The organism is Kribbella sp. NPDC050459 (assembly GCF_040655315.1).
Taxonomy (GTDB): Bacteria; Actinomycetota; Actinomycetes; order Propionibacteriales; family Kribbellaceae; genus Kribbella.
Genome location: NZ_JBFAJQ010000013.1, coordinates 133,624 through 156,883, shown reverse-complemented (window position 1 = coordinate 156,883; position 23,260 = coordinate 133,624). Strand labels below are relative to the sequence as shown.

General features: G+C 70.6%; 20 protein-coding genes. 9 read left to right on the top strand and 11 right to left on the bottom strand.

What is annotated here, in order from left to right; translation table 11 throughout:
* Nucleotide 1: 1 nt before the first annotated feature.
* The 5 genes from AB0I12_RS33235 to AB0I12_RS33215 form a co-directional block, all read right to left on the bottom strand.
* On the bottom strand, nt 2–1,783 hold the full coding sequence (locus tag AB0I12_RS33235; RefSeq protein WP_359937236.1) for a peptide ABC transporter substrate-binding protein: 1,782 nt from the start codon (nt 1,781–1,783) through the stop codon (nt 2–4).
* Between the two features lie 134 nt (nt 1,784–1,917).
* A complete protein-coding gene (aceB, locus tag AB0I12_RS33230; protein ID WP_359937233.1) occupies nt 1,918–3,483 on the bottom strand; it encodes a malate synthase A in 1,566 nt (521 codons plus the stop codon).
* Between the two features lie 63 nt (nt 3,484–3,546).
* A complete protein-coding gene (locus tag AB0I12_RS33225; protein WP_359937231.1) occupies nt 3,547–4,407 on the bottom strand; it encodes an LLM class F420-dependent oxidoreductase in 861 nt (286 codons plus the stop codon).
* Nucleotides 4,404–4,961, bottom strand: coding sequence for a TetR/AcrR family transcriptional regulator (locus AB0I12_RS33220; RefSeq protein ID WP_359937229.1), 558 nt, complete (start codon nt 4,959–4,961; stop codon nt 4,404–4,406). Before AB0I12_RS33220 ends, AB0I12_RS33225 begins: the two co-directional genes overlap by 4 nt.
* 43 nt (nt 4,962–5,004) lie before the next feature.
* A complete protein-coding gene (locus tag AB0I12_RS33215; RefSeq protein WP_359937227.1) occupies nt 5,005–7,878 on the bottom strand; it encodes a S8 family serine peptidase in 2,874 nt (957 codons plus the stop codon).
* Between the two features lie 105 nt (nt 7,879–7,983).
* Here AB0I12_RS33215 and AB0I12_RS33210 point away from each other — a divergent pair, with 105 nt between their 5' ends.
* The 7 genes from AB0I12_RS33210 to AB0I12_RS33180 all read left to right on the top strand — a co-directional run bounded on the left by AB0I12_RS33210 (nt 7,984) and on the right by AB0I12_RS33180 (nt 15,113).
* Entirely contained in the window at nt 7,984–10,524 is a 2,541-nt protein-coding gene (locus tag AB0I12_RS33210) for a LuxR C-terminal-related transcriptional regulator (protein WP_359937225.1), read from the top strand.
* Between the two features lie 103 nt (nt 10,525–10,627).
* On the top strand, nt 10,628–11,287 hold the full coding sequence (locus AB0I12_RS33205) for a hypothetical protein (protein ID WP_359937223.1): 660 nt from the start codon (nt 10,628–10,630) through the stop codon (nt 11,285–11,287).
* Nucleotides 11,284–11,913 (top strand): DUF2306 domain-containing protein, encoded by a 630-nt coding sequence (locus tag AB0I12_RS33200; protein ID WP_359937221.1) that lies wholly within the window; start codon nt 11,284–11,286, stop codon nt 11,911–11,913. Before AB0I12_RS33205 ends, AB0I12_RS33200 begins: the two co-directional genes overlap by 4 nt.
* Nucleotides 11,889–12,110 carry a hypothetical protein gene (locus tag AB0I12_RS33195; RefSeq protein WP_359937219.1) on the top strand — a complete coding sequence of 74 codons (222 nt, stop codon included), beginning with the start codon at nt 11,889–11,891 and terminating at the stop codon, nt 12,108–12,110. Before AB0I12_RS33200 ends, AB0I12_RS33195 begins: the two co-directional genes overlap by 25 nt.
* Before the next feature lie 56 nt (nt 12,111–12,166).
* Nucleotides 12,167–12,835, top strand: coding sequence for a Pr6Pr family membrane protein (locus AB0I12_RS33190; protein ID WP_359937216.1), 669 nt, complete (start codon nt 12,167–12,169; stop codon nt 12,833–12,835).
* An 84-nt stretch (nt 12,836–12,919) separates the two neighbouring features.
* A complete protein-coding gene (locus AB0I12_RS33185; protein WP_359937213.1) occupies nt 12,920–13,972 on the top strand; it encodes a glycosyltransferase in 1,053 nt (350 codons plus the stop codon).
* The gene (locus AB0I12_RS33180; RefSeq protein WP_359937492.1) at nt 13,932–15,113 is read left to right on the top strand and encodes a hypothetical protein; all 1,182 of its coding nucleotides are present in this window, start codon (nt 13,932–13,934) and stop codon (nt 15,111–15,113) included. Before AB0I12_RS33185 ends, AB0I12_RS33180 begins: the two co-directional genes overlap by 41 nt.
* A gap of 4 nt (nt 15,114–15,117) precedes the next feature.
* On the opposite strand, the gene AB0I12_RS33175 is transcribed toward AB0I12_RS33180, so the two are convergent.
* Complete coding sequence (locus tag AB0I12_RS33175; protein ID WP_355699815.1) at nt 15,118–15,687, bottom strand: TIGR03086 family metal-binding protein; 570 nt, start codon at nt 15,685–15,687, stop codon at nt 15,118–15,120.
* A gap of 73 nt (nt 15,688–15,760) precedes the next feature.
* Here AB0I12_RS33175 and AB0I12_RS33170 point away from each other — a divergent pair, with 73 nt between their 5' ends.
* Both AB0I12_RS33170 and AB0I12_RS33165 read left to right on the top strand, forming a co-directional pair.
* A complete protein-coding gene (locus AB0I12_RS33170) occupies nt 15,761–16,711 on the top strand; it encodes an aldo/keto reductase (protein WP_359937210.1) in 951 nt (316 codons plus the stop codon).
* A complete protein-coding gene (locus AB0I12_RS33165) occupies nt 16,708–17,052 on the top strand; it encodes a YciI family protein (RefSeq protein WP_359937207.1) in 345 nt (114 codons plus the stop codon). Before AB0I12_RS33170 ends, AB0I12_RS33165 begins: the two co-directional genes overlap by 4 nt.
* 69 nt (nt 17,053–17,121) lie before the next feature.
* Here the strand turns inward: AB0I12_RS33165 and AB0I12_RS33160 are convergent, their stop codons facing one another.
* From AB0I12_RS33160 to AB0I12_RS33140, 5 genes are read right to left on the bottom strand one after another with little or no spacing between them, the layout of a single operon-like run.
* Nucleotides 17,122–17,409, bottom strand: a complete 288-nt coding sequence (locus AB0I12_RS33160; protein ID WP_359937204.1) for a hypothetical protein — start codon at nt 17,407–17,409, stop codon at nt 17,122–17,124.
* Between the two features lie 13 nt (nt 17,410–17,422).
* Nucleotides 17,423–18,568: a VWA domain-containing protein gene (locus tag AB0I12_RS33155; RefSeq protein ID WP_359937201.1), complete on the bottom strand. Its 1,146-nt coding sequence runs from the start codon at nt 18,566–18,568 to the stop codon at nt 17,423–17,425.
* On the bottom strand, nt 18,565–20,730 hold the full coding sequence (locus tag AB0I12_RS33150; RefSeq protein ID WP_359937198.1) for a DUF5682 family protein: 2,166 nt from the start codon (nt 20,728–20,730) through the stop codon (nt 18,565–18,567). The genes AB0I12_RS33155 and AB0I12_RS33150 overlap by 4 nt, the downstream gene beginning before the upstream one ends.
* Nucleotides 20,727–21,806: an AAA family ATPase gene (locus AB0I12_RS33145; RefSeq protein ID WP_359937196.1), complete on the bottom strand. Its 1,080-nt coding sequence runs from the start codon at nt 21,804–21,806 to the stop codon at nt 20,727–20,729. Before AB0I12_RS33145 ends, AB0I12_RS33150 begins: the two co-directional genes overlap by 4 nt.
* Nucleotides 21,803–23,242, bottom strand: coding sequence for a DUF5691 domain-containing protein (locus AB0I12_RS33140; RefSeq protein ID WP_359937193.1), 1,440 nt, complete (start codon nt 23,240–23,242; stop codon nt 21,803–21,805). The genes AB0I12_RS33145 and AB0I12_RS33140 overlap by 4 nt, the downstream gene beginning before the upstream one ends.
* Nucleotides 23,243–23,260: the final 18 nt, after the last annotated feature.

The following is a 23,260-nucleotide window of genomic DNA, read 5'->3' as shown; positions in this document are numbered from 1 at the left end:
GTCAGCTCTCCACGCTCAGCGGCTTGAGGTAGAAGTAGTCCGGATAGGCCCGCAGCTGCAGGCCCTGCACCTTCGGCTTGACGGCGTGGAACAGGCTCAGCCAGAGCACCGGCAGGTACAGGTACTGCTCCTCGCGCAGCTTCGCGGCCTGCTTGTACAACCCGAGTCGCTTCGCGTCGTCCGGCTCCTTGGCGGCCTGGTCGACCAGTGCGGCGATGTCCTGCGCGGGCTTCGAGGCGTGCGCGGCGAGGATCGCCTTGAGCTGCTGGGTCTTCTCGGCCGGCTTCAGGTTCTTGTTGTCCTGCACGGCCTGGTACGCCTGCCACTGGTCGCTCGGCAGGCTGATCTCCTGCACGTTCTTCGGCGACCAGAGCGAGCCGACCATCGTCGGCCAGGTCGGCAGGCCGGCGAAGGTGCCGTAGTAGAAGCCGATGTAGTTGCCCTTCTGCACCTGCCAGCGACGCTCGGTGTACACGCCGGCCTCGACGTGGTCGACGCTCGCCTTGATGCCGAGCTGCTTGGTCCAGCTGTCCACCATCGCGTCGGCCAGGGTGGTGTCCGGTACGCCGACGAGGATCCGCACCGGCGGCAGGCCCTGGCCGTTCGGGTAGCCGGCCTCGGCAAGCAGCCGCTTCGCCTCGGCGACGTCTTCCTTGATCGCGATGCTGTCGTCCCAGCCGGCGGTCCGGCTGGTCACCAGCGAGACGCCCGGCTGCTGGCCCGGCTGCACACCGGCCAGCGTCTTGCGGTCGAGCGCCAGCGAGAGCGCCTTGCGGACCCGGACGTCCTCCATCGCCTTGTGCTGGCTGCGGAGCTTCGCCAGGTAGAGGATGCTGTAGTTCTCGGTCTGCTTGAGCTGCTTCGACAGGTCCGCGTCCTTCTGGAACCGCAGTACATCCGGCCCGGAGAGCTGGACCAGATCGGTCTCGCCGTTCTCGTACGGGACGGTGGCGGTCGCGGCGGCGCTCGGCTCGACCAGGTTGACCTGGATCCGGCCCAGCTTGACGTTGTCGCGGTCCCAGTACTTCGCGTTCGGCGTCAGGATCAGCCGCGAGTTCGCCACCCACTCGGTCACGGTGTAAGGCCCGTTGGACACGTAGTTCGGCGGGTTCTGCCAGTCCTTCGGCTTGCTCTCGACCAGGTCCATCGGCAGCGGCAGCATCGCCGGATGGGTCAGCGCGAGCAGGAAGTCCGGGTTCGGGTTGGACAGGGTCAGCACGAGTTCGTGCTCCCCGGTCGCCTTCACGCCCACCTGCGCCCAGTCGGTCAGCACACCGGCCAGGAAGTCCTGGGCGCCCTTGATGCCGGTGGCGGTCTGATAGCTGTTGGCGCCGAGCGTCGTACCGCCCGCGGAGCCGCCGGCCGGCGTGAACAGCCGCTTGTACGTCCGCTCGAAGTCCTGTGCGACGACCGGCTTGCCGTCCGACCACTGGGCGTTGTCGCGCAACGTGAACGTGTAGGTCAGGTGGTCGTCGGAGATCTTCCACTCGGACGCGACGGCCGGTACGACGCCGTCGCCCTTCTCGTTCTGGGCGACCAGACCCTCGGAGATCCCGCGGCTGAGGATCCACATGCCGTTGGTGATCACCTGCGGGTCGAGCACTTCGACGGGTACGTAGTCGATCTTCAAGGTGGACTGGCCGTCGGCCGCTTTGGAGTCATCACCGAACAGACCGCATCCGGTGAGAGACCAACTGCCGCCGATCGCGGCCAGGGTCAGTCCGGACAGTCGCAGGAAATCACGCCGGGTCTGACCGGCCAGGGGAACCGAGCTCGCGCGCAATGGAGTGCCGCCTTTCTGGCGTCCTCAACTCGACTTATGGCGCGACCGTAGGGCCGTCGGAGCGTCGATGTCAACGCTTTACGGCCATTACCGTAATTGATCCAGACCGGTCCTGCCTGCGCGCGGCCTTCTGGTCAGCTGAAGCGTTCGTACGCCGGCAGTGTCAGGAAGTCGACGTACTCGTCGGCGAGCGCCACCTCCAGGAACAGCGCACGCGCCGCGTCGTACCGCTCCGGCGTGCCGAGTTTGCCGATCTCCTCGTCGGCGATCCGCTCGACCAATTCGGTGCTGACCGTTTCCCCGGTGTCGAGGGTGACCTGGTTGCGGCGCCACTGCCAGATCTGCGAGCGCGAGATCTCCGCGGTGGCCGCGTCCTCCATCAGGTTGAAGATGCCGACGGCGCCGGTGCCGTCGAGCCAGGCGGCCAGGTACTGGACGGCGACGCTGACGTTGCTGCGCAGACCGGCCTCGGTGATGTCACCCGGCGTGGCCGCGACGTCGAGCAGCTGGTCCGCGGTGACCGCGACGTCCTCGCGGAGCTTGCCGACCTGGTTCGGCTGGTCGCCCAGGACCGCGTCGAAGACCTTCCGGCAGGTCTCGACCATCCCGGGGTGCGCCACCCACGAGCCGTCGAAGCCGTCGCCGGCCTCGCGGGTCTTGTCGGCCTCGACCTTCGCGAACGCCTGCTCGTTCACCGCCGGGTCCTTGCTCGGGATGAATGCCGCCATACCGCCGATCGCGTGCGCGCCGCGCTTGTGGCAGGTCCGCACCAGCAGCTCGGTGTAGGCACGCATGAACGGCACCGTCATCGTCACGCTGTTGCGATCCGGCAGCTGGTAGTCCGTGCCGCGGGTCCGGTGCGTCTTGATCACGCTGAACATGTAGTCCCAGCGGCCCGCGTTCAGACCCGCCGAGTGCTCGCGCAGCTCGTACAGGATCTCCTCCATCTCGAACGCGGCCGGGTACGTCTCGATCAGCACGGTCGCGCGGACCGTCCCGCGCGGGAGGCCGAGCACCTCCTGCGCTGTCACGAACACGTCGTTCCACAACCGCGCCTCGAGGTGCGACTCCATCTTCGGCAGATAGAAGTACGGCCCCTGGCCACGGTCGAGCTGCAGCTGCGCGCAGGCGCTCAGGTAGAGCGCGAAGTCGACCAGCGAGCCGGACGTCCGCTCGCCGTCGACGAGGATGTGCTTCTCCGGCAGGTGCCAGCCGCGCGGCCGGACGACGATCGTGGCCAGCTCCGCATCCGGCTTCAGCGCGTAGCTCTTCGTGTCCGTGCTGAAATCGATCCGCCGGGTGATCGCGTCCAGCAGGTTCAGCTGGCCGCCGACGACGTTCTCCCAGGTCGGCGTGTTGGCGTCCTCCTGGTCGGCCAGCCACACCTTGGCGCCCGAGTTCAGCGCGTTGATCGTCATCTTCCGGTCGGTCGGTCCGGTGATCTCCACCCGCCGGTCGACCAGCCCCGGGGCGGCGGTCGCGACCCGCCACTCCGGGTCGTCCCGGACGTCCTTCGTGTCCGCCAGGAATCCCAGCGAGGCCCCCGCCGCGATCTCCGCGACCCGCTGCTTGCGGCGCTCCAGCAGCTCGCGGCGCCGCCCGTCGTACGCACGGTGCAGCGTCTCGATCAGGCCGAGCGCGCGCTCGGTGAGGATCTCGTCGTACCGCTCGCCCATCGGGCCGGTGACCTCGACTGCCACTGGGGAACTCCTCAATACTTCGTGATCGGTGATCCGGTCTACCCCGACCGTACTGCGGCGCCGTCAGTCGCGCAGGCGCGGCAGTACGTCGCGGAGGACCTGGGCGTGCTCCTCCGGCCGGGACAGCCCCATCTTCATCGTGTTCACGCCGAGGTGGGTCGCACCGAGGTCGCGCCAGCCGTCGGCGAAGGCGCGCCAGTCCTGCTCCGGGACCGCACCCAGGGTGAGGCGCGCCTCGATACCGATCGCGGCGGGGTCGCGGCCGGCCTCTTCGGCTGCTTGCCGGATGCGGGCGATCTGGTCGCGCGCCGTCTCGTCCGGCGCCGACTGCGGCATCCAGCCGTCGCCGATCCGCCCGGTCCGTCGCAGTACGGCGTCCGCGCTGCCGCCGAACCAGATCGGGATCTCCCGGCCGGGCAGCGGGTTCAGGCCGGCCTCCTCGATCTCGTGGTACTTGCCGTCGTACGAGATCACCGGATCCGCCCAGAGCCTGCGCAGTACGTCGACCTGCTCCTCCAGCAGCGCGCCGCGCTGCCGGAACGGCACTCCCAAGGCCTGGTACTCGACGTGGTTCCAGCCGATGCCGACACCGAGGCGAAGACGTCCGCCGCTCAGTACGTCGACCTCGGCCGCCTGCTTCGCCACCAACGCGGTCTGGCGCTGCGGCAGCACGAGCACGCCGGTCACGAGTTCGAGCTCGGTGGTGATGCCGGCCAGATAGCCGAACAGCACGAAAACCTCGTGGAACAAGGACTTGTCGGTGTACCCGGTCCATCCGGGGCGGTTCGCCGGGTCCGCACCGAGCACGTGGTCGTAGGCGAGCACGTGGTTGTAGCCCGCGTCCTCCACGGTCGTCGCCCAGTCGCGCACCACCTTCGGGTCCGCGCCGATCTCGAGCTGCGGAAACACCGCACCGATCTTCATTTCGCTCCCAGCAAGTCGATCAGCCCCTGGACGGCGAGCTCGAACGGTTCGGTCGAGTCCGCGGCACGGGCGAGCACGTACCCGCCCTGCAGGACCGCGGCGATCGTCGCGGCGGTCCGCTGCGGGTCGAGCGACTCCGGGAACTCGCCCGTACGCTTGCCGTCAGCAACCACCTCGGCCAGCCGGTCGCGCAACCACGCGAACGTCTCCGCGACCGGCGCCCGCAACTCCGGATCCGCCACCACGTCGGGATCCGCCGCCAGCCGCCCGATCCGGCAGCCGCGCAGCACGTCCCGCTCCCGCCCGAGATACGCGCTGATCCGCTCGGTCGCGGTCCCGTCGGCCCCGAGTTGCTCCTCGGCCGCCACCCGCAGCTCCGCCCCCGACCGCTCGATCGCCACCTTCGCCAGCTCCGCCTTGCCGGTGAAGTGGTGGTACATACTCCCCTGCCCGGCGTCGGCGGCCCGCTGGATCGCCTTGGGCGAGGTGCCGACGTACCCCCGCTCCCACAACAACTCCTGCGTGCTGCGAATCAACCGCTCCACCGTCTCCACCCACCTAACTGTACCCAGAGGTACAGTCAGGTGGGCGGGCCGCTCAGCCGACGGTGAGGATCTTGTTGACCGTGTACGCCGGGGCGTGGTCGGCGTCGCCCGGGAAGTAGACGCGGTAGGCGATCTGCCCGCGCACCGCGGGCTTGATCCCGAACGCGTACTTCCCGGAGGTGCTCAGCTTGACCGACGCGATCGACTTCCACACCTTGCTGCCGTACTGCTGCAGGTAGACGATCTGCCCGGCGTGGGCCGGAGTGACGTAGCCACTGAACGCCGTCGTACCGCCGAGGCGGATCGACGCCGGTGACAGCGCGGCCGAGATCACCGGCCTGACCTGGACGGTGACGTCGGCGGTACGGGTGCCCATCAGCATCTCGTTCCCCGGGAACGTCAGCATGTAGACCGACGACACCAGCGGCTTGTGCGTCAACGACAGCGTCCCGGTCGACGAGGTCTTCAACGCCGCGAGCAGCGTGAACTTGGTCGAGTTCTTCGGCCGCACGTACACGTTCACCGGCAACCCGGCGTACGCCAGATTGTCGATCCGCAACGTGCTGCCCTTGATCGTGATCGCCCCGCCGTAGTTGAGCAGCGTCGACGTCACGCTGATGCCGGACTTCATCCCGAGCAGCTGCTTGACCGCGATCGGGCTGTAGTGCCCGGTCCGGTCCGTCACCCAGGCCGCATACGTGTACGTCGTACCTTGTGCGAGACCGGTGTTCTTCACCGAGGTCCCGGTGCCCGCAGAGACGAGGGTCCCGGTCGTCGGCGTCGGCGCCTTGCTCCCGACGTTGCGCCGGACGATCACCTGGTCGAGATCGTTGGTCGGCGGGATCTTCCAGGCCAGGTTCGCGGCCAGGTACGTCCCACTGCCGGTGAAGGAGGTCAGCGCCTGCGGCGCCAGGTCGGCCGTGCTGAAGACCGTTCCGAACGACGCCGGTTCGTGGTCGGCGTCGTGCAGGTAGTAGTTGCCCTCGATCTTGTACGGCCGGTTGTCGAGCAGCGGCTGCTGCGGGGTGATGGTCGCGGTCCGCGTCGCGGCGTCGTACGTCGTGATCGCGTTCACCTGCTGATCGGTCGTGCCGTCACGCAGCATCACGGTACCTGTGGTCACGGATGCCGCGTCCATGTCCCGCGCGAAGGTCACCGTCGGCTTCACCGACGCCGGCGCACCGGCCGACATGTCGGCGGGGAACACGTCCCGCAGCGGGTACGCCGTACCGGTCGCCACCGCACCGGCACCGCTGCTCCCGATGCTCACCGTGTACGACCGGTTGACCTTGGACCCGTTGTAGTTGCGCACGGCCACGTAAATCGTCCCGGCAGGCGCCTTGACGTCTGTCAGCGCGGTCAGCGGGCCCCACTTCGGGCCGGTGTTCGGGTCGACGACCGGGAACTCGTTCTCACCGTGACCGAGGAACTTCAGGTTCGAGTCGTAGACGTCGACGACCGGGCCCAGGTTCGCGGAATAGAACCGCTCGTCGAAGGACGGGCCCGCGACCACGGCCCGGACGTCCTGGTCCGAGCCGATGTCGACCGAGTACCAGTCGACGTCACCCTCGAAGTCGATCGCACCCGTGGCCGAGCCGAACCCGGTCAGCTTCTTGGCACGGATCGGCTGGTCGTTGCCGTCCGCAACCGCCGGCGGGAAGTCGGCGGCGAAGCGGCCACCCAGGGCCGCGTACGCGTCCAGGATGCCGTGTCCGTAGTACGAGTCGGTACCGCGCGGACCGGCATCCCGGGCGGAACCCTCGAGGCGCTGGGCGACCTGGTCCGGGCTGAGCGCCGGCCACTTGTTCTTCACCAGGGCTGCGACACCCGCGACGATCGGCGCCGAGCAGGACGTACCGGTGCAATACCAGTACGGCAGGTAGTCCGGATCGGTCAACGCGCGCGAACCGGTGGTCAGGATGTCCCAGCCCGGCGCCGCGATGTCGACCCAGGCGCCGTAGGAGCTGAAGTCCGTCAGCCCGCCGCTCGCGTCGGTCGCCGCGACCGCGACGACCTCCGGGTAGGCCGCCGGGTACCGGAAGTCGGCACTGCCGTCGTTGCCCGCGGCCGCCACGACGGTGACGCCCTCGCTGACCGCGTAGGAGACCGCGTCGTGCAGGATCGGGTCGTCGCCCGCCCCGCCGAGCGACATGTTGATCACATCGGCACCGTTGTCGACCGCCCAGTAGATGCCCTCAGCGACGTCCGCGTCGTACCCGTCGCCCTTCGCGTCGAGCACCTTGACCGGCATCGCCTTCACGTTCCAGCCCACGCCCGCGACACCCTCGACGTTGTTCGCGGCGGCGGCGATGATGCCCAGCGTCATCGTCCCGTGCCCGTTGTCGTCGACGGGGTTCGGGCGGGTGCTGGACACCGCGTTGTAGCCGGGCACCAGGTGCCCCACGAGATCCGGGTGGCCGGCGTCGACGCCGGTGTCGAGGACGGCGACGACCTGGCTGCCGGTCGACTTGGACAGGTCCCAGGCCTGCGGCATCCGGATCGTGTTCAGGTAGGCCGCCTGGTCGGTGCCGTAGAACTCGTCGTTCGGTACGGCGGTCGCGCGGCGCTTGTAGTTCAGCGCGGCGAGCGCGACGTTCGGGTCGGCCTTCAGCTTCTTCAGCAGCTCGGGCGCCGACGCTTCGCCCTTGATCTTCACCACCTTCGAGGACACCGAGTCCTCGGCCGTCGCACCGGCCCGGGCGACCGCGGCCCTACGCGCCGCCGCCGTGGCCTTGGGCTTGAACTTCACCAGCACGGTGTTCGGCTCGAACTCCGCCTTCGCGGCGGCGTGCTTCGCAGCGAAGGGCGGGCGGTACGGATGGCGTGGCTCGGCGGCGGAGCCGGACGAACCGGTCAGCGCCACCAAACCGCCGGCCACGACGGCCGCGGGCACGGCCAGGCGCAGCAAACGAGTACGACGGGACAACGGGGACCCCCAAGGGAGCATGTGGGAACCGACCACTTTCGGTCCTTGCCCTAAATCGTTGGAGCGACCCTCGGCGTTACAGGTCGCCGGATCTATCATCCAGAGGTGTCGACGACGGTGCTCGCCACGAAGCTGTTCCGGCCCGCTCGGCGGTCCGGGCTGGTGGCACGACCCTGGCTGCTGGAGCGTCTGGACGGCGTCCTGACGCCCGGTCATCGGCTCGCTCTGGTCTCCGCACCGGCCGGGTTCGGCAAGACGACCCTTGTCGGTGAGTGGGCCGCGCGGCACGAGCGGGTGGGCTGGTTGTCGCTCGACGACGGGGACAACGCCCTCCCGCGGTTCCTGGCGCACCTCTGGGCGGCCCTGCCCGGTCTCCGGGTCGCACCGCCCGCGGCCGACGTACCGACGGTGGCCGCGCTGACCGCGGTCGTCAACGACTATGCGGATCGGGACGGCGGGCCGACCGTGCTCGTGCTGGACGACTATCACGCCATCGAAGCGCTCGACGTGCACGAGGCGGTGGCGTTCCTGCTCGACCACCTTCCGGATCAGCTGCACCTGGTCCTGTCGACGCGCGCGGACCCGCCGTTCCCGGTGGCTCGGCTGCGTGCTCGCGGGCAGTTGACGGAGATCCGGGTCGACGACCTGCGATTCGCCGAACCGGAGGCAGGCGCTTTCCTCAACGACGTCATGGGGCTGCGGCTGGCCGGGGACGACGTACGGGCCTTGGAAGGGCGGACGGAGGGCTGGGTCGCAGGGCTTCAGATGGCCGCGCTGTCGCTGCGTGGCGCGCCTGACGTCGCAGGATTCATCGACGCTTTCACCGGCAGCCATCGGTTCGTCATCGACTACCTGGCCGACGAGGTGCTGGCACGGCAGCCTGCCGACGCCCGCGACTTCCTGCTGCGTACGGCGGTTCTCGACCGCCTCACCGGCCCGCTGTGCGACGCGGTCACCGGCCGGACCGGGAGCAGTCAGGTGCTGGACGAGCTGGATCGCGGCAACGTCTTTGTGGTCGCGCTGGATCCGGACCGGGTCTGGTACCGCTACCACCACCTCTTCCGGGACGTCCTGCGAGCCCGCCTGCTCGCCGAACACCCGGAGGCGCTGCCGCGCCTGCATCGTGCCGCGAGCGACTGGTACGCCGCGCAGCACCTGGCCCCTGAGGCAGTACGGCACGCGCTGGCGGCTGACGACCACGAGCGGGCCGGACGGCTGATCGAGGAAGCCCTGCCCGAGGTACGGCGGGCGCGGCAGGACGCTGTGCTCCTCGGGTGGATCAGGTCGCTGCCGGAGTCCGTCGTCCAACGGAATCCGGTGCTGTGCATTGCGGCCGCCTGGTCGTCGATGATGGCCGGCGAGCTGGACCGGATGGCGCGTTGGCTCGACGCCGCGGAGGCCGCGCTGCAGGCCGGAGCGCAGGATCCGGAGCTGGCCGCGACCTGGGCGGACACCGAAGATCTGCGGACCGCTCCGGCGATGCTCCTGATCTACCGGGCCGCGCTGGCGCAGGCGCGGGGCGAAGTGCAGGCCACAGTGGAGTCCGCGCGGGGCGCGCTGGATCTGGCCGCGACCGAGGACCACTTCGTTCGCGGGGCCGCCGGCGGGTTCCTGGCGCTCGCGGCGTGGGCGGCGGGCGACGTGGAGGAGGCGCTGGCGACGTTCTCGACGGCGGTTCGCGAGCTGCACGCGGCGGGCAACTTCGTCGACGAGCAGGACAGCACGGTGGTGATGGGTGATCTCTGGCTCGCTGCCGGGCGGCCGTCGCGCGCGCGGCAGGGGTTCGAGCAGACGCTGGCGGCGGCGACCCGCAACGGCGAGCCGTATCCGCGGGTCACGGCGGATCTGCACGTCGGCCTGGCCGAGCTCGACCGGGAGCTGGACGATCTCGACAGCGCGGAGGCCCATCTCGAGACCGCGCGGGTCCTCGCCGCGCAGGGCTCGATCACCGAGAACCGGCACCGCTGGTACGTCGCGATGGCGCAGGTCAAGGTCGCACGCGGCGACTTCACGGCCGCTCTGCAGTCCCTCGACGAGGCGGAGAAGCTGTACCGGCGCGGGTCGTATCCCGAGCTGCGGCCGATCGCGGCGATGCGCGCCCGGGTACACCTCGCGGCGGGCGACCTGGTCGCGGCCGAGGCGTGGGTCCGCGACATCCCGGACGCGGTGTCGTACTTGAACGAGTACGGCCAACTCACGCGGGCCAGGCTGATGATCCGCCGCGGTGAGGACGTGCAAGAGCTGCTCGATCGGCTGCAGGCCGATGCCGACGGCCGGCGCGCGGGCAGTCTGCTCGAGATCGGCGTACTGCGGGCCCTCGCCCACCAGACGCGCGGCGACCACGCGGCGGCTCAGGCCGTCCTGCGCGAGACGTTGGACGCGGCGCCGGAGCCCGAGCAGTACCGTCGTCTGCTTCTTGACGAAGGACTGACGCCTGCCCAGACCACCTTGATCGAACCGCTGACCGAGCGGGAGCTCGACGTACTGCGGCTGCTCGACACCGAGCTCACCGGTCCGGAGATCGCACGACGGCTGTACGTGTCGCTGAACACGCTGCGCACGCACACGAAACGAATCTTCACCAAGCTCGGCGCGACCAACCGCTCGGGCGCCGTACGCCGGGCCCGCGAACGCGGTCTGCTCTAGCTGTCACCACGTGAATCACCACATGTTGTGACGCCGGCTCACCACCTCGCGACCTACGTTCCGAACATCCGCAAGAACAAGCGCGAGCAGGGGGAGTTCGGACATGACCATCACCAGCACCACACTGACCAAGGCCTCCGCGGCCGCCGCAGCCGCCGCCGGGCTGACCTTCATCGGCGTCCAGATCGGGCACCCGCACCTGGACCTCACCTCGATCGTCACGACCGAGCTCGCCGTCCGGAACACACTCAAGCTCGTGATGGCGGCGCTGGCGCTGGCCGGGATCAGCGGGTTGTACCTGAGCCAGGTCCGCCGCAACGGTCTCCTCGGGCTGATCGGGTACGTCGTCCTCGCCGTCGGCTACCTGTCGATCCTCTGCACCACCTCCGTATCGGCGTACGTCCTGCCGTCGATCGCGGACACGAACCCCGGCTACGTGCGCGACGTCCTCGAGGCGGCGTCCGGCGGTCACCCTGCCGGCGACATCGGCGCGCTGGCGACGGTGCTGCGCGTGCAGGGATTCGCGTATCTGGCCGGTGGGTTGCTGCTCGGGATCGCGCTGTTCCGCGCCCGGGTGCTCGCTCGCTGGGCCACTGTGCTGCTGGCCGTCGGCGGACTCGTCTCGGCCGCGCTCACCGTGATGCCGGACGCCTTCTACCGCCTGCTCGCCTACCCGAACGGGATCGCGATGATCGCGCTCGGCGTCTCGCTCTGGCGCACCACGACGACGTCGACGCCGCAGCCGGTCGCGGTGCAGCGATGAGCGGGTACGCCGCGACGCGGGCGCGATCGGACGCCTGGATCCCGTTCGCGCTGGTGCTGCTCACGATCGTGCCGCTGGTCTTCGGGACGCTCCGCCTGGTGGAGATCGCCGGCGGGCCGGTCGTGATGCCGGACAACCCGCGCGTGGACGCCTCACCGGCGCCCGTCGTCGTCCACGTCGCCGGCGCGGCGGTGTACGCGGTGGTCGGCGCCTTCCAGTTCTCGCGCCGGCTACGCCGTACGCAGATCGGCTGGCACCGGCGCGCCGGACGGATCCTCGTCGCGGCCGGGCTGCTCGTGGCGGGCTCCGGGCTGTGGATGACGCTGTTCTACTCCGGCGCACCGGGCGGCACCCTGCTGTGGAGCGTGCGGCTGGTCGTGGCGAGCGCGATGGGGGCCTCGATCGTCCTGGGCTTCGCCGCGATCCGCCGGCGCGACGTCGCCGTACACCGGGCTTGGATGATGCGGGCGTACGCGCTGGGGCTGGGCGCCGGCACGCAGGTCTTCACACAAGGCGTCGGGCAGGCCCTGTTCGGGACCGGCGAGTTGAGCACCGCGGTCTCGGTCAGCGCCGGGTGGGCGGTCAACGCCGCGATCGCCGAATGGCTCATCCGGAGGCGGCGTTGACCGTGTACGAACTGAAGGTCGCCGGCCGGCTCGACCCCCGCTGGTCCGGCTGGTTCGCCGACCTCACCCTCGCCGCCGGCCCCGACAGCACCACCGTCCTCCGCGGGCCGATCACCGACCAGTCCGAGCTGTACGGCCTCCTCGCCCGAATCCGCGACCTCGGCCTCACCCTCATCTCCGTCGTACCTGTCGACTAGGGCCTGTACGGCGTGGCGGGGCGACCTGCGGTGCGGCGCTTTGCAGAATGACGAGGGTGTCTGATCGGGCGGCAGTCTCGCGGTGGTGGCATGCGGCGATCGCGGCGGTGATCCTCGTGTCGCTGGTGATCCAGTTGGTGCTGATCTTCACCGGGGGCGCGGACGCCAACTCCGGTGACAGCGGTACCGAGATCGGTCTCGGGACGCGGATCTGGCGGTTGTTCAGCTTCTTCACGATCCAGAGCAACCTGATCGTGCTCGCGGTCGCCGTCGGGCTCACGCTCCGGCCGGCCCGGGACGGGGCGCTGTGGCGCGTCGTACGGCTTGACTCGCTGCTCGGGATCGTCATCACCGGCCTGGTGTTCGCGATCGTCCTCGCCCCGCAGGTCGACCTCACCGGCTGGGCCCTGGCGGCGACGATCGGTTTCCACTACATCTCCCCGTGGGCCACCCTCGCCGCCTGGCTCGTCCTCGGCCCGCGCCCACGCCTGACATGGCAGGCAGTCGGCTACGCGTTTGTGTGGCCGATCGCGTGGCTCGTCTACATCTTCACGCAGGGCGCCTTCACCGACTGGTACCCGTACCCGTTCCTCGACGTCACCGACCTCGGCCTCGCCACCGCCCTGCGCAACGCCGGCCTCGTCCTCGTCTTGGGCCTCGCCCTGGCCGCCGGCTTCAAGACCCTCGACCGCAAGCTCCCCACCCGCGTCTACTCCGAGGTCTGAGGGACTACGTCTTTCACGATCGGCGCCGGAACTCACACGAGTTGGACGAGCGGTTGTTGGGTGGGACCGATAGTCTCGGGCGCCATGAGCATGAGTGTCGCCATTGCGGTGATTACCTTCAGGCGACCTGCTCTGTTGCGGGGGTTGTTGACGAGTTTGCAGGCGCAGGAGCTGCCCGCGGACGGGGATTACGCGATCCGGATCGTCGTGGTGGACAACGACGCGGAGGGGTCGGCCGCGCAGGTGCTGGCGGAGTTCGCCGACGGTACGCCGTACCCGGTCGAGTCCGTGGTGGAACCGGAGCCGGGGATCCCCTTCGCCCGGGAGCGCTCCGTCGAGCTGTGCTGGAACGACGACGCGCTGATCTTCGTCGACGACGACGAGGTCGCCCCGCCCGGCTGGCTGCGGACGCTGCTGGAGGCGTGGGAGTCGACCGGCGCCGACGTCGTCACCGGCCCGGTGAAGGGCCACCTCCCGCCCGGCGCCCCGCCCTGGAACCACTACAGCGACGTCCACGACTCCACCGGCCGGCACACCACCGGCGAGGAGCTCCGCAAGGCGTACACGAACAACACCCTGGTCAGCCGCCGCGTCTACCACGCGGTCACCCCGGGCTTCCATCCCGCGTTCCGTTACACCGGCTCCAGCGACCTGCACTTCTTCCTCCGCGTGCACCGCGCCGGCTTCCGGATCGTGTGGTGCGAGGAGGCCTGCATCAGCGAGGAGGTCCCGGTCGGCCGCACCACGCTGCGCTGGCTGGTCCGGCGCGCCTTCCGCTCCGGCAGCGGGGACACGATCAGCCGGCTGCTGATCCGCCCGGGCGCGATCAGCTACGTCCTGGTGCTGGCCTATGCTTCCGCCCGGGTGATCTCGGCGATCGGGTTCGCCCTCGCCGGGCTGCTGCTCGGCCGGAAGACGCACCTGCTGAAGGCAGTCCGCCGGTTCTTCTCGGGCGTCGGTAGTCTCGCCGGGATAGTAGGGATCAACCATGACGAGTACCGGGAACGGCACGGTTCGGCCGACGGTGGCGGAGCTGTGCGCGGCGATCTGGACGGTGGAGAACGATCTGGATCTGCTCGGGTGGCAGGTCAAGGGGATGCATCCCTGGCCGATCATCCGGATGCGCGTCTTCCATGAGCTGACCCGCCGCACCGGGATCCACGGCGCGTCCCACCCGGTCCGGCGGACGCCGTACGACAAGGCCGCGCTGGTCGGGAAACACGTCGCCGGCATCGTCACCCGCACGCCGTTCCCCGGCCGGTACGACGCACTCGTCGTACCGCACCCCCGGAAACCGAACGGTGTCGAGATCTACACCGATGAACTCCGGGCCGCGCTCGGCGACCGCGCCCTGATCCTGGACTCCGGGATCAACGGCACCCCGCTGCCGGGCAGCAAGAACCTGGACTTCTTCACCTCCGCCGCCGGCGCGGCCCACCGCCGGACCGCCGACGACCGCGGCATCGCGGACGCACTCGAGAAACTCACCGGTGTCCGGATCCCGGTCGGCGCGCTGCTGGCCCGCGAGGTCCCGAAGCACCTCCGGCTGCGCGCGCTCTACCGCGCGCTGCTCCGGAAGCACCGGATCACGACCGTCTACCTGGTCGTCGCGTACTTCCACCAGCACATCGTTGGCGCCGCCCGCGATCTCGGGATCCGGGTCGTGGAGCTGCAGCACGGCGCGATCAGCCCGTTCCACCTCGGGTACAGCTACCCCGGCCGGCCGGTGGTCGCGGACCAGCCGGACGAGCTGTGGTGCTTCGGGTCGTACTGGACCGACGTCGCGGACCTGCCGGCCGGGATGCGGACCGAGGTGATGGGCGCGCCGTTCCTGCCGAAGCCCGGCCCGAAGGACCCGCGCCGCGTGGTGTTCCTGTCGCAGGGAACGATCGGCACCGAACTGGTGAAGGTCGCGGACGCGGTCGCCAAGGAACGACCGGACCTGGAAGTCCTGTACCGGCCGCACCCGAGCGAGCGTCCCGCGGACTACACGATTCCGTCCGGCGTGGACCTCTCCACCGGCGGCAGCACACTGGACCTGCTGGCGACCACGACGTACCAGGTCGGGGTGTCCACCACCGCGCTGTTCGAGGGGATGGCGCTCGGCTGCCGTACGGCGGTCGCGGACCTCCCGGGGCACGAGTACCTGGACCCGGCGATCGCGAAAGGCCACGCCCTCCTGATGCAGGACCCGGCGCAGCTCGCCGCGGCCCCGATCTGCCCCGACCCCGCGGCGTACTACGCCCCGAGCAACCTCGCGCGGCTCCTGAGCGACTGATCGGTCAGGGCTCGCGGCCGAGGAGTCCGAGCAGGCGGTCCTGCAGCGGAGCGTCCGGCGGCACGGGCACTTCGGCGCCGTACACCTCGATGCCCTCGCCGAACGCGCCCGGCGTCCGGTACTTCGCCATCAGCTCGGGCGGGATCGCGACCGCGGTCGCCCAGAGCCGCTCGAGGTCGACCGGGTCGATCGTCTCGTCCTGCTCGGTGGCGCGCGCCAGGTCCCAGCCGTGCAGGACGAGGTCGTCGGACACCACCTGGTCGATGTGCTGCTCGGTCGTCAGCCGCCCGCCCGGTGTGTCGGTCTCGGTCAGCGCGGCCACCGGATCGTCGAGGACGTCCTCGATCGCGGCCCGGGCCTCCTGGAACGCGGTCAGCGGGTCGTCGGCCGGCTCCAGCTTCCGCGCGACCGGCGTCAGCATCGCCCCGTGCATCGTGACGACATGCTCCACCACGTCCCGCGCGGTCCACTTCGCGCACGGTGACTGGTTCCCCCACTGGTCCGGCTGCACCGCCGCGACCTTCCGCTCGAAGGCCTCGGCCCGCCGCCGGTACCGCTCCGCGATCTCACCCATCTCCGCATGGTCCCGCGCCCGCGTCCGCCAAGGGAAGGGGCCGTCTGTCGGTGGCGCCTTCTACGGTCGGGATATGCGGACGGTGGAGTTGGGGCGGACGGGATTGCGGGTCAGCGAGCTGGGGTTGGGGCTGGCCTCGATCGGGGGGATGTTCGCCGCGGTGCCGCAGGCGCAGGCGGTGGCGACGATCGATCGGGCCTGGGAGCTGGGCGTGCGGCTGTTCGACACCGCCCCGGTGTACGGGTACGGGTTGTCCGAGCAGCGCGCCGGGCTGGCCTTGCGCGGGCGGCCGCGGGACGAGTTCGTGCTGTGCAGCAAGGTGGGGCGGCTGATCGAGCCGGGCGGCCCGGACCTGCAGCCGATCTGGGCGGAGCCGCCGGCCGGGCTGGGGCCGCGGCTGGACTACTCGTACGGCGCGACGATCCGGTCGTTCGAGGCGAGCCTGGAGCGGATGGGGATCGACCGGATCGACGTCCTGCACATCCACGACCCGGAGCTTGACTTCCCGGTCGCGTCGACCGAGGCTCTCCGGGCGCTCACCGAGCTGCGCGGGCGCGGCACGATCCGGGCGATCTCGCTCGGCGTGAACCACGCCGACGTCGCGGCCCGCTTCCTCCGCGAGACCGACGGCGGCCCCGACATCGTCCTGCTCGCCGGGCGGTACACGCTGCTCGACCAGTCCGGCGCCGACGAACTGCTCCCGCTGTGCGAGAAGCTCGGCATCGCCGTGCTCGCCGCGGGTGTGTTCCACGGCGGCGTGCTCGCCGACACCGCACACGGCGCCCCGAACGGGTACGAGCGCGTGCCGAGAGACGTGCTGCGACGCATCGACGTACTGCGTGAGCTCTGCGGCGCGTACGGCGTACCGCTGCTGGCTGCTGCGGCGCAGTTCCCGCTGAAGCATCCCGCCGTACCGGCCGTGGTGGTGGGCGCGCGCAGCCCGCGGGAGATCGCGGAGGTGGCGGCGTGGCTCGATCACGAAGTGCCTGAAGCGTTCTGGAGCGCACTAAGGTCGGCGCTATGAGGTACATGCTGCTGCACAAGACCAACGACAGCCTGGAGGCCGGCAACCCGCCGGATCCGGAGATCCTCGAGCGGGCGGACGCCGTTCTCGAGGAGATGCGTCAGGCCGGGGTGCTGGTGCTCGGCGAGGGCCTGATGCCGAGCTCGCGCGGCGCCCGGGTCACGTTCCCGACGCCGGGTCAGCCGCGGGTGATCGACGGCCCGTTCGCGGAGACCAAGGAGCTCGTCGCGGGCGTGTCGATCATCCGCGTCGACAGCAAGGAGGAAGCCGTCCAGTGGGCCCTCCGCTTCGCCGAGGCCGACCCGTACACCCCGATCGACATCCTGGAGATCGCCGGCTAGCAGGATCGGGTACGGCTTGCCGGTCGAGTCGTGCCGCGGTCGCATCGCGGGTCGTGGGTGTCAGGCGAATTACGGGGCGCTGACGCCCTCTTCGGCGACGACGAGCGAATCGATGGCCGCGAAGAACCGCGCGATGCCCGGCAGGTTGGCGCCCTTGTCCCGCGACGCCGCGAAGTCCGCGGGCGTCGCCCAGTCGACGATGTCCAGCCACTGGTTGTCCGGGAGCTGCACGAGGCGCGCGCCCAGGAACCCGGCACGGTCGGCCTCGAAGTCCTTCAGCATGTCGGCCCGCGCGGCCAGCAGCTCGTCCGTGCGCTCCGGCAGGACACGGAAGCGGGTCAGTTCGACAGTCGACATCAAACAGGTCCTCTCAGGTGATGTTGGTCGCGGCCCAGCCGGCGATGTCGTCGTGGCGGATGGCCGCGGCCATCAGGTCGGGAAACTTGTCCGGGGTGCAGGCGAACGCCGGTACGCCGAGCTCCGCCAGCGCGGCCGCGTTCTCGGCGTCGTACGACGGCGAGCCCGAGTCCGCGAGCGCGAGCAGGGCAACCACCTGTACGCCGGACTCCACCAAGGAACGCACCCGCCGCAGCATCTCTTCCCGGATGCCGCCCTCGTAGAGGTCCGAGATCAGCACGAGCACGGTCTCGGCCGGCTTCGTGACCAGCTCCTCGCAGTACGCGAGCGCGCGGTTGATGTCCGTCCCACCGCCCAGCTGGGTCCCGAACAGGACGTCGACCGGATCGTCCAGCTGGTCGGTCAGATCCACCACCGCGGTGTCGAACACGACCAGAGAGGTGCGCAACGTCCGGATCGACCCGAGCACCGCACCGAACAGCGCCGCGTAGACGACGGACTCCGCCATCGACCCCGACTGGTCGATCGCCAGCACGATGTCCCGCTGCACGCTGTGGTTGCGGCGTGCATACCCGACCAGGCGGTCCGGCACGATCGTCCCGAGCGCCGGCGAGAAGTGCTTGAGGTTCGCCCGGATCGTCCGGTCCCAGTCGATGTCGGAGTGCCGCGGCCGCGCCGTTCGGCCGGCCCGGTCGAGAGCGCCGGTCACCGCGGCTCTTGTCCGCTCCGCGAGCCGCGCCTCGAGCTCGGCCACCACCCGGCCGACCACGTCCCGCGCGGTCTGCTTGGTCTCCTCCGGCATCACCTCGTTGAGCGCGAGCAGCGTGGACACCAGATGGACGTCGGGCTCGACCGCGCCCAGCAGCTCCGGCTCCATCAGCATCCGCGTGATCCCGAGCCGCTCGACCGCGTCCCGCTGCATCACCTGGACGACGGTGTTCGGGAAGTACTGCCGGATGTCACCCAGCCAGCGCGCGACCCGCGGCGCCGACGAACCCAACCCGGAGGCACGTTGCGTGCCCGAGCCCTCCTCCGCGTCGTACAACGCCGCCAACGCCGCATCCACGGAGCGATCGGCGGCCGACAGCGTCGTACCGGTCTCCTCCTCCGCTTCACTGCCGAGCACGAGGCGCCACCGGCGAAGCCGCTCGTCACTCATGAGACCCCCAGGAGTCGCGCGACCACGGGCAGCGCGGTCGCGGCCAGCTCGGCGTCGAGGTCGTCGTCATCGGCGACGACCGCCGCCGGGTCGCTCAGGACGCGGGCCCGGGCGCCGATCGACCGCCGCTCCGGTGCCGCGAACGTGCCGAACGTCCGCCGAAGCAGCGGCAGGACTTCGAGGAACGCATCGTCCGGGATCGCCGCCAGCCACCCGTCCACCATCGCGAGCAGCCGCTCGTCGTGGACCAGCAGCAACCCGCCGCCGGCCAGGAAGCCCTCGACGTACCCGGCCGCGTCCGCCGTCGGCGTACCGGACGACAACGAACGTCCCAGCCGCAGCGCGACCTCGTGGTCCGGCAGCCTCGACGTGTCCAGCATCAACCGCGTCAGCCGGCCCCGGATCAGCGGCGGCACCGAGGCGCGATCGCTCAACCCCTGCAACGTGTTGAGCCACTCCGAGCGTATGTCGTCGGCCAGCAGCATCGTCGCGTCCTGCACGCCGTCGATCAGCTCCTGGACGGCGGCCGCCGCGTCCGGGTCCAGCCCGTGCACGGTCCGGGCGAGACCGGCGCACACCCGCGACACCATCCGGCCCGCGACCGAGGCCAGCCCGGCCGTGTCGGTCCCGCGGACGTCGCCGTACCGCGAGGCTCGGGCGAGCGCGGGGAGCGCCGCCATCAGATGCCCGACATCGGCATCGGCCGCCGCCCTGGTGTCGATGCCGCGCAGCAGCGGCGGCAGCGCCTCCGCGAGGTCGGCGAGCAGCGACTTCTCCAACGCGGCCGTGACGTCGGCCAGCGTCGGCGAGTCGGCGTCCTTCAGCATCACGGACGTCGCGGCGCCGAGCACCGTCGTACCGTGGGCGCCGGCCGCGACCAGCTCGACCTCCAGGCCCGGATCCCACGCCAGTCGCCACATCTCCCGGAACGTGCCCTGCGCGCGCCGCTCGTCGGTGGCCGGCACGCCCCACTGCACGCCGAGGATCCGCAGCCGGTGCAGGAGCCTGGACTTGTCCAGGTCGTTGGGCTTGCGCAGGTCGAGCTCGATCACGCGCTCGGTCGGATCCCGCTTCATCCGCAACCGTCGCGCCTGCGCCGCGAGGTCCGCGGCCACCGGCGCCTGCGGCGTCTCCCCCGGCACCGATCCGAGCAGCTCCCCGACGACAGCCTCGCGGGTCACCAGATCCAGCAGTACGTCGTTCCCGCCGCAGAGCACCGCCCGCGTCGCTTCGGTCACTTCGCTGAGCCCGGCGAGTGGACGTTCCCGGAGCGCCGCCAACGTGTCGGCGAGGCGGACCGCCTCGATCACATGCGCACTGGACACGGGCAGGTCCTCGTTGCGCAGTACTTCGGCCACCTTGGCCAGCCAGCGGGTCGTGATCTGGTCCGGTGCGGTGAAGAGATGGTGGTACCAGCCAGGTGACGTGATGCCGGCGCCGTACCCGCTCGCCGCGGCCAGCCGGCCGTGCGTCCACGGCACCCAGGTGCAGGCGACCTTGCGCTTCGGCAGGCCCTTCAGGATCCGCTGGTCATGTGTTGCCGGAGGCAAGGGCAGCTCGAGCGCGGGAACGTGCCAGGCGCCGCAGATCACGGCGATCCGCTCGAAGCCGTCCCGGATCGCCTTACGCAGCACGGTTCTCATGTACGCCTCGCGCTGCGCCTCCCGGCCAACCGCTTCCTCGCCGTGCCGCAGCTCTCGCATCGCGTCCGCGATCACCGTGAACGGTTCGGCGCCCCCGCGGCGCGACTCGATCACGTCGTCCCACCAGCGCTCCGGGTCGTCGTACCCGCCTGCCTCGGCCAGTGTCGCCAACGGGTCCATCGACACGGATCGGCCGCCCGAGGAGCCGAACTGCTGCGCGGCGGGCAGGTCGCAGAACCGCACCGGCACCCCGGCCGCCAGCCCGTACCTGATCGCCTGCCACTCCGGGCTGAACACCGCGAACGGCCAGAACGCCGCGCGCGTCGAGTCGTCCACCGCGTAGGCCAGCAGCGCGACCGGCGGCTCCATCTCCTCCGACGCCGCCAGCTCGACGATCTTGTCGGCCTCCGGCGGTCCCTCGATCAGGACGATGTCCGGCCGCAGTTCGGCCAGCGCGGCCGCCACCGCCCGCGCCGACCCCGGTCCGTGATGCCGGATCCCGAGCAGGTGAACGGTCATCCGGAGATCTCTCGGCAGGCGCGGTAGAACGGAGCCCAGTCGTCGCGTTCCCGGACCACGGTCTCGAGGTACTCCGACCACACGACGCGATCCGCCGACGGGTCCTTGACCACCGCGCCGAGGATGCCGCCGGCCACGTCCGTCGGCCGCAGCACGCCGTCGCCGAAGTGCGCCGCGAGGGCGAGGCCGCCGGTGACGACGCTGATCGCCTCGGCGGTGGAGAGTGTGCCGGACGGGGACTTCACCGCGGTCCGACCGTCCTCGGTGCGGCCGGAGCGGAGCTCGCGGAAGATCGTCACCACCCGGCGGATCTCCTCCAGCGCGTCGTCGGGCTGCGGCAGCTCGAGCGCCGAGCCGAGCTGGGCGACCCGGCGGGAGACGATCTCCACCTCGTCCTCGGCGGAGTCGGGCAGCGGGAGGACGACGGTGTTGAACCGCCGACGGAGCGCGCTGGAGAGTTCGTTGACGCCCTTGTCGCGATCGTTGGCGGTGGCAATGACGTTGAATCCCTTGCGGGCCTGGACCTCCGTGGCCAGCTCGGCGATCGGCAGCGCCTTCTCGGACAGGATCGTGATCAGCGCGTCCTGGACGTCGGACGGCATCCGGGTCAGCTCCTCGATCCGGGCGATCTTCGCGTCCGCCATCGCGCGCTGGACAGGACTCGGCACGAGCGCCGCCTCACTGGGGCCCTGGGCAATCAGCTGCGCGTAGTTCCAGCCGTACCGGATCGCTTCCTCGGCGGTGCCCGCGGTCCCCTGCACCAGCAGGGTCGAGTCGCCGCTGATCGCGGCCGCGAGGTGCTCGCTGACCCACGTCTTCGCCGTTCCCGGTACGCCGAGCAGCAGCAGCGCGCGATCCGTCGCGAGCGTGGCGACCGCGACCTCGATCAGCCGGCGCGGGCCGACGTACTTCGGTGAGATCTCGGTGTCACCGGCCTTCCCGCCGAGCAGATACGTGACCACGGCGGCCGGCGAGAGCTGCCACGCCGGCGGTCGCGGCCGGTCGTCCGTCGCGCGCAGCGCTTGCAGCTCGTCGGCATACTCGACCTCCGCGTGCGGGCGCAGTACTTCGTTCATGTGAGCTCCTCGTACATCTCGCGGCGGAAGGTCAGGGTCTCGACGAGGCGGCGAAGCCAGGTGTCTTCCTCGCCGGTCGGTTCGCGGGTGATCGGATGGTCGAGTACGTCGGGCGGCACCGCGCGGGCCGCGATACTGGCGAGGCGGGCCCAGGCGCGGTTGGTACCGACCTTGGCGAGCTGGTCGAGAATCATCCGGCCCAGCGGAGCCGGCCACGGTACGGGCAGGCCGCCCACCAACTCGGCGACGTCGACGGACTTGCGCAGTACGTCGACGGCGCTCGCCCACTCGTTCGGTGGCAGCAGACGGAGCAGCTCGGCCGGACCGCGGCTGCCGAGGTCGGCGTTCGCCAGCAACAACTCCCGCGCCCATTCGGCGGCCCGCCCGGCAGTGTCGTCCGGCTCCGAACCGACGGCGCCCTCGCGGATCGCCGCCTCTGCCCAGCCTGCTTGCAACACCCCGGGCGCGCATCCCTCGACAGGTGTGCGCAGCCAGGCGATGTCCATCGCCGCCAGGGGCGTGTTGGCGACGATCTGCTGGAACCACCAGGCCCGTTTGCCGACACCTTCCGGGTTCTGCGAGTCGAGACCGTCGCGTTCCATCGACTGGGTCAGCCGGCGCGGCAGGTCGACCGCGAGCACACCCTGCGCCGGGGTCAGGTGAGAGTGCAGCCGCTCGGTCATGCGCACGCCGTACTGCGATCCCGGCAGGCGGGCGAGCAGTCGCGCGGCCAGCCGCCGTACCTCGCGGGAACGGTCGTCGAGCGCGGACTCCAGGAACTCCTCGTCCGGCAGCGCGAGGTTGTCGGCGAACAACCCGAGGAAGTCCGCGCGGGTTGCTGCGGACTCGGCCGGCCAGACCTCGACCAACGCTGCGTGGGCAGCGTCCGGATCCTGACTGCGGGCGGCGCGCAGCCAGGTCCGCCGCTGGATCGCGTTCCCGTGCGTCCACAGCTCCGGATCGTTGCTCTCAGCAACCGCCGCGTGCAGGAACCGCCATTCGGGGTTGAGTTCCGCGAGCCACCGCGCGCGACGCCCGGCCACGGCGATGACGAGCGGACGGTACTGGGCACGGTTGCGCGCGTAGTCGGCGAGCGCGGGCAGGTGTTCGGGCGGCACACCCCACCCGTTGGCGTCCGCCGTCCGCAGCCACTCACCCAGCGCGGACGTCTGGAATCCGCCCAGCATCGCGGCCAGTCGTCGCACCGCCCCGGGTCGCGGCAAGGGCCGGTCCTCGCCGGGCGCGGCCGGGAGCGGTTCGAGACCACGCAGGGGTCTGCGACCGGCCCGCTTGTACACGGTCGCGAGCGCGGCGGCGTCGAGTAGGTTGCCTTCCCCGAGGCGCGCCTGGATGTGCTCCGGCAGCTCCTCGAAGTGCACCGGCCGCCGGTCGGTGCCGAGCAACGCCGAACTAACCAGGCCGTCCCAGCCCTTCACGCTGCCGCCATCCGATCG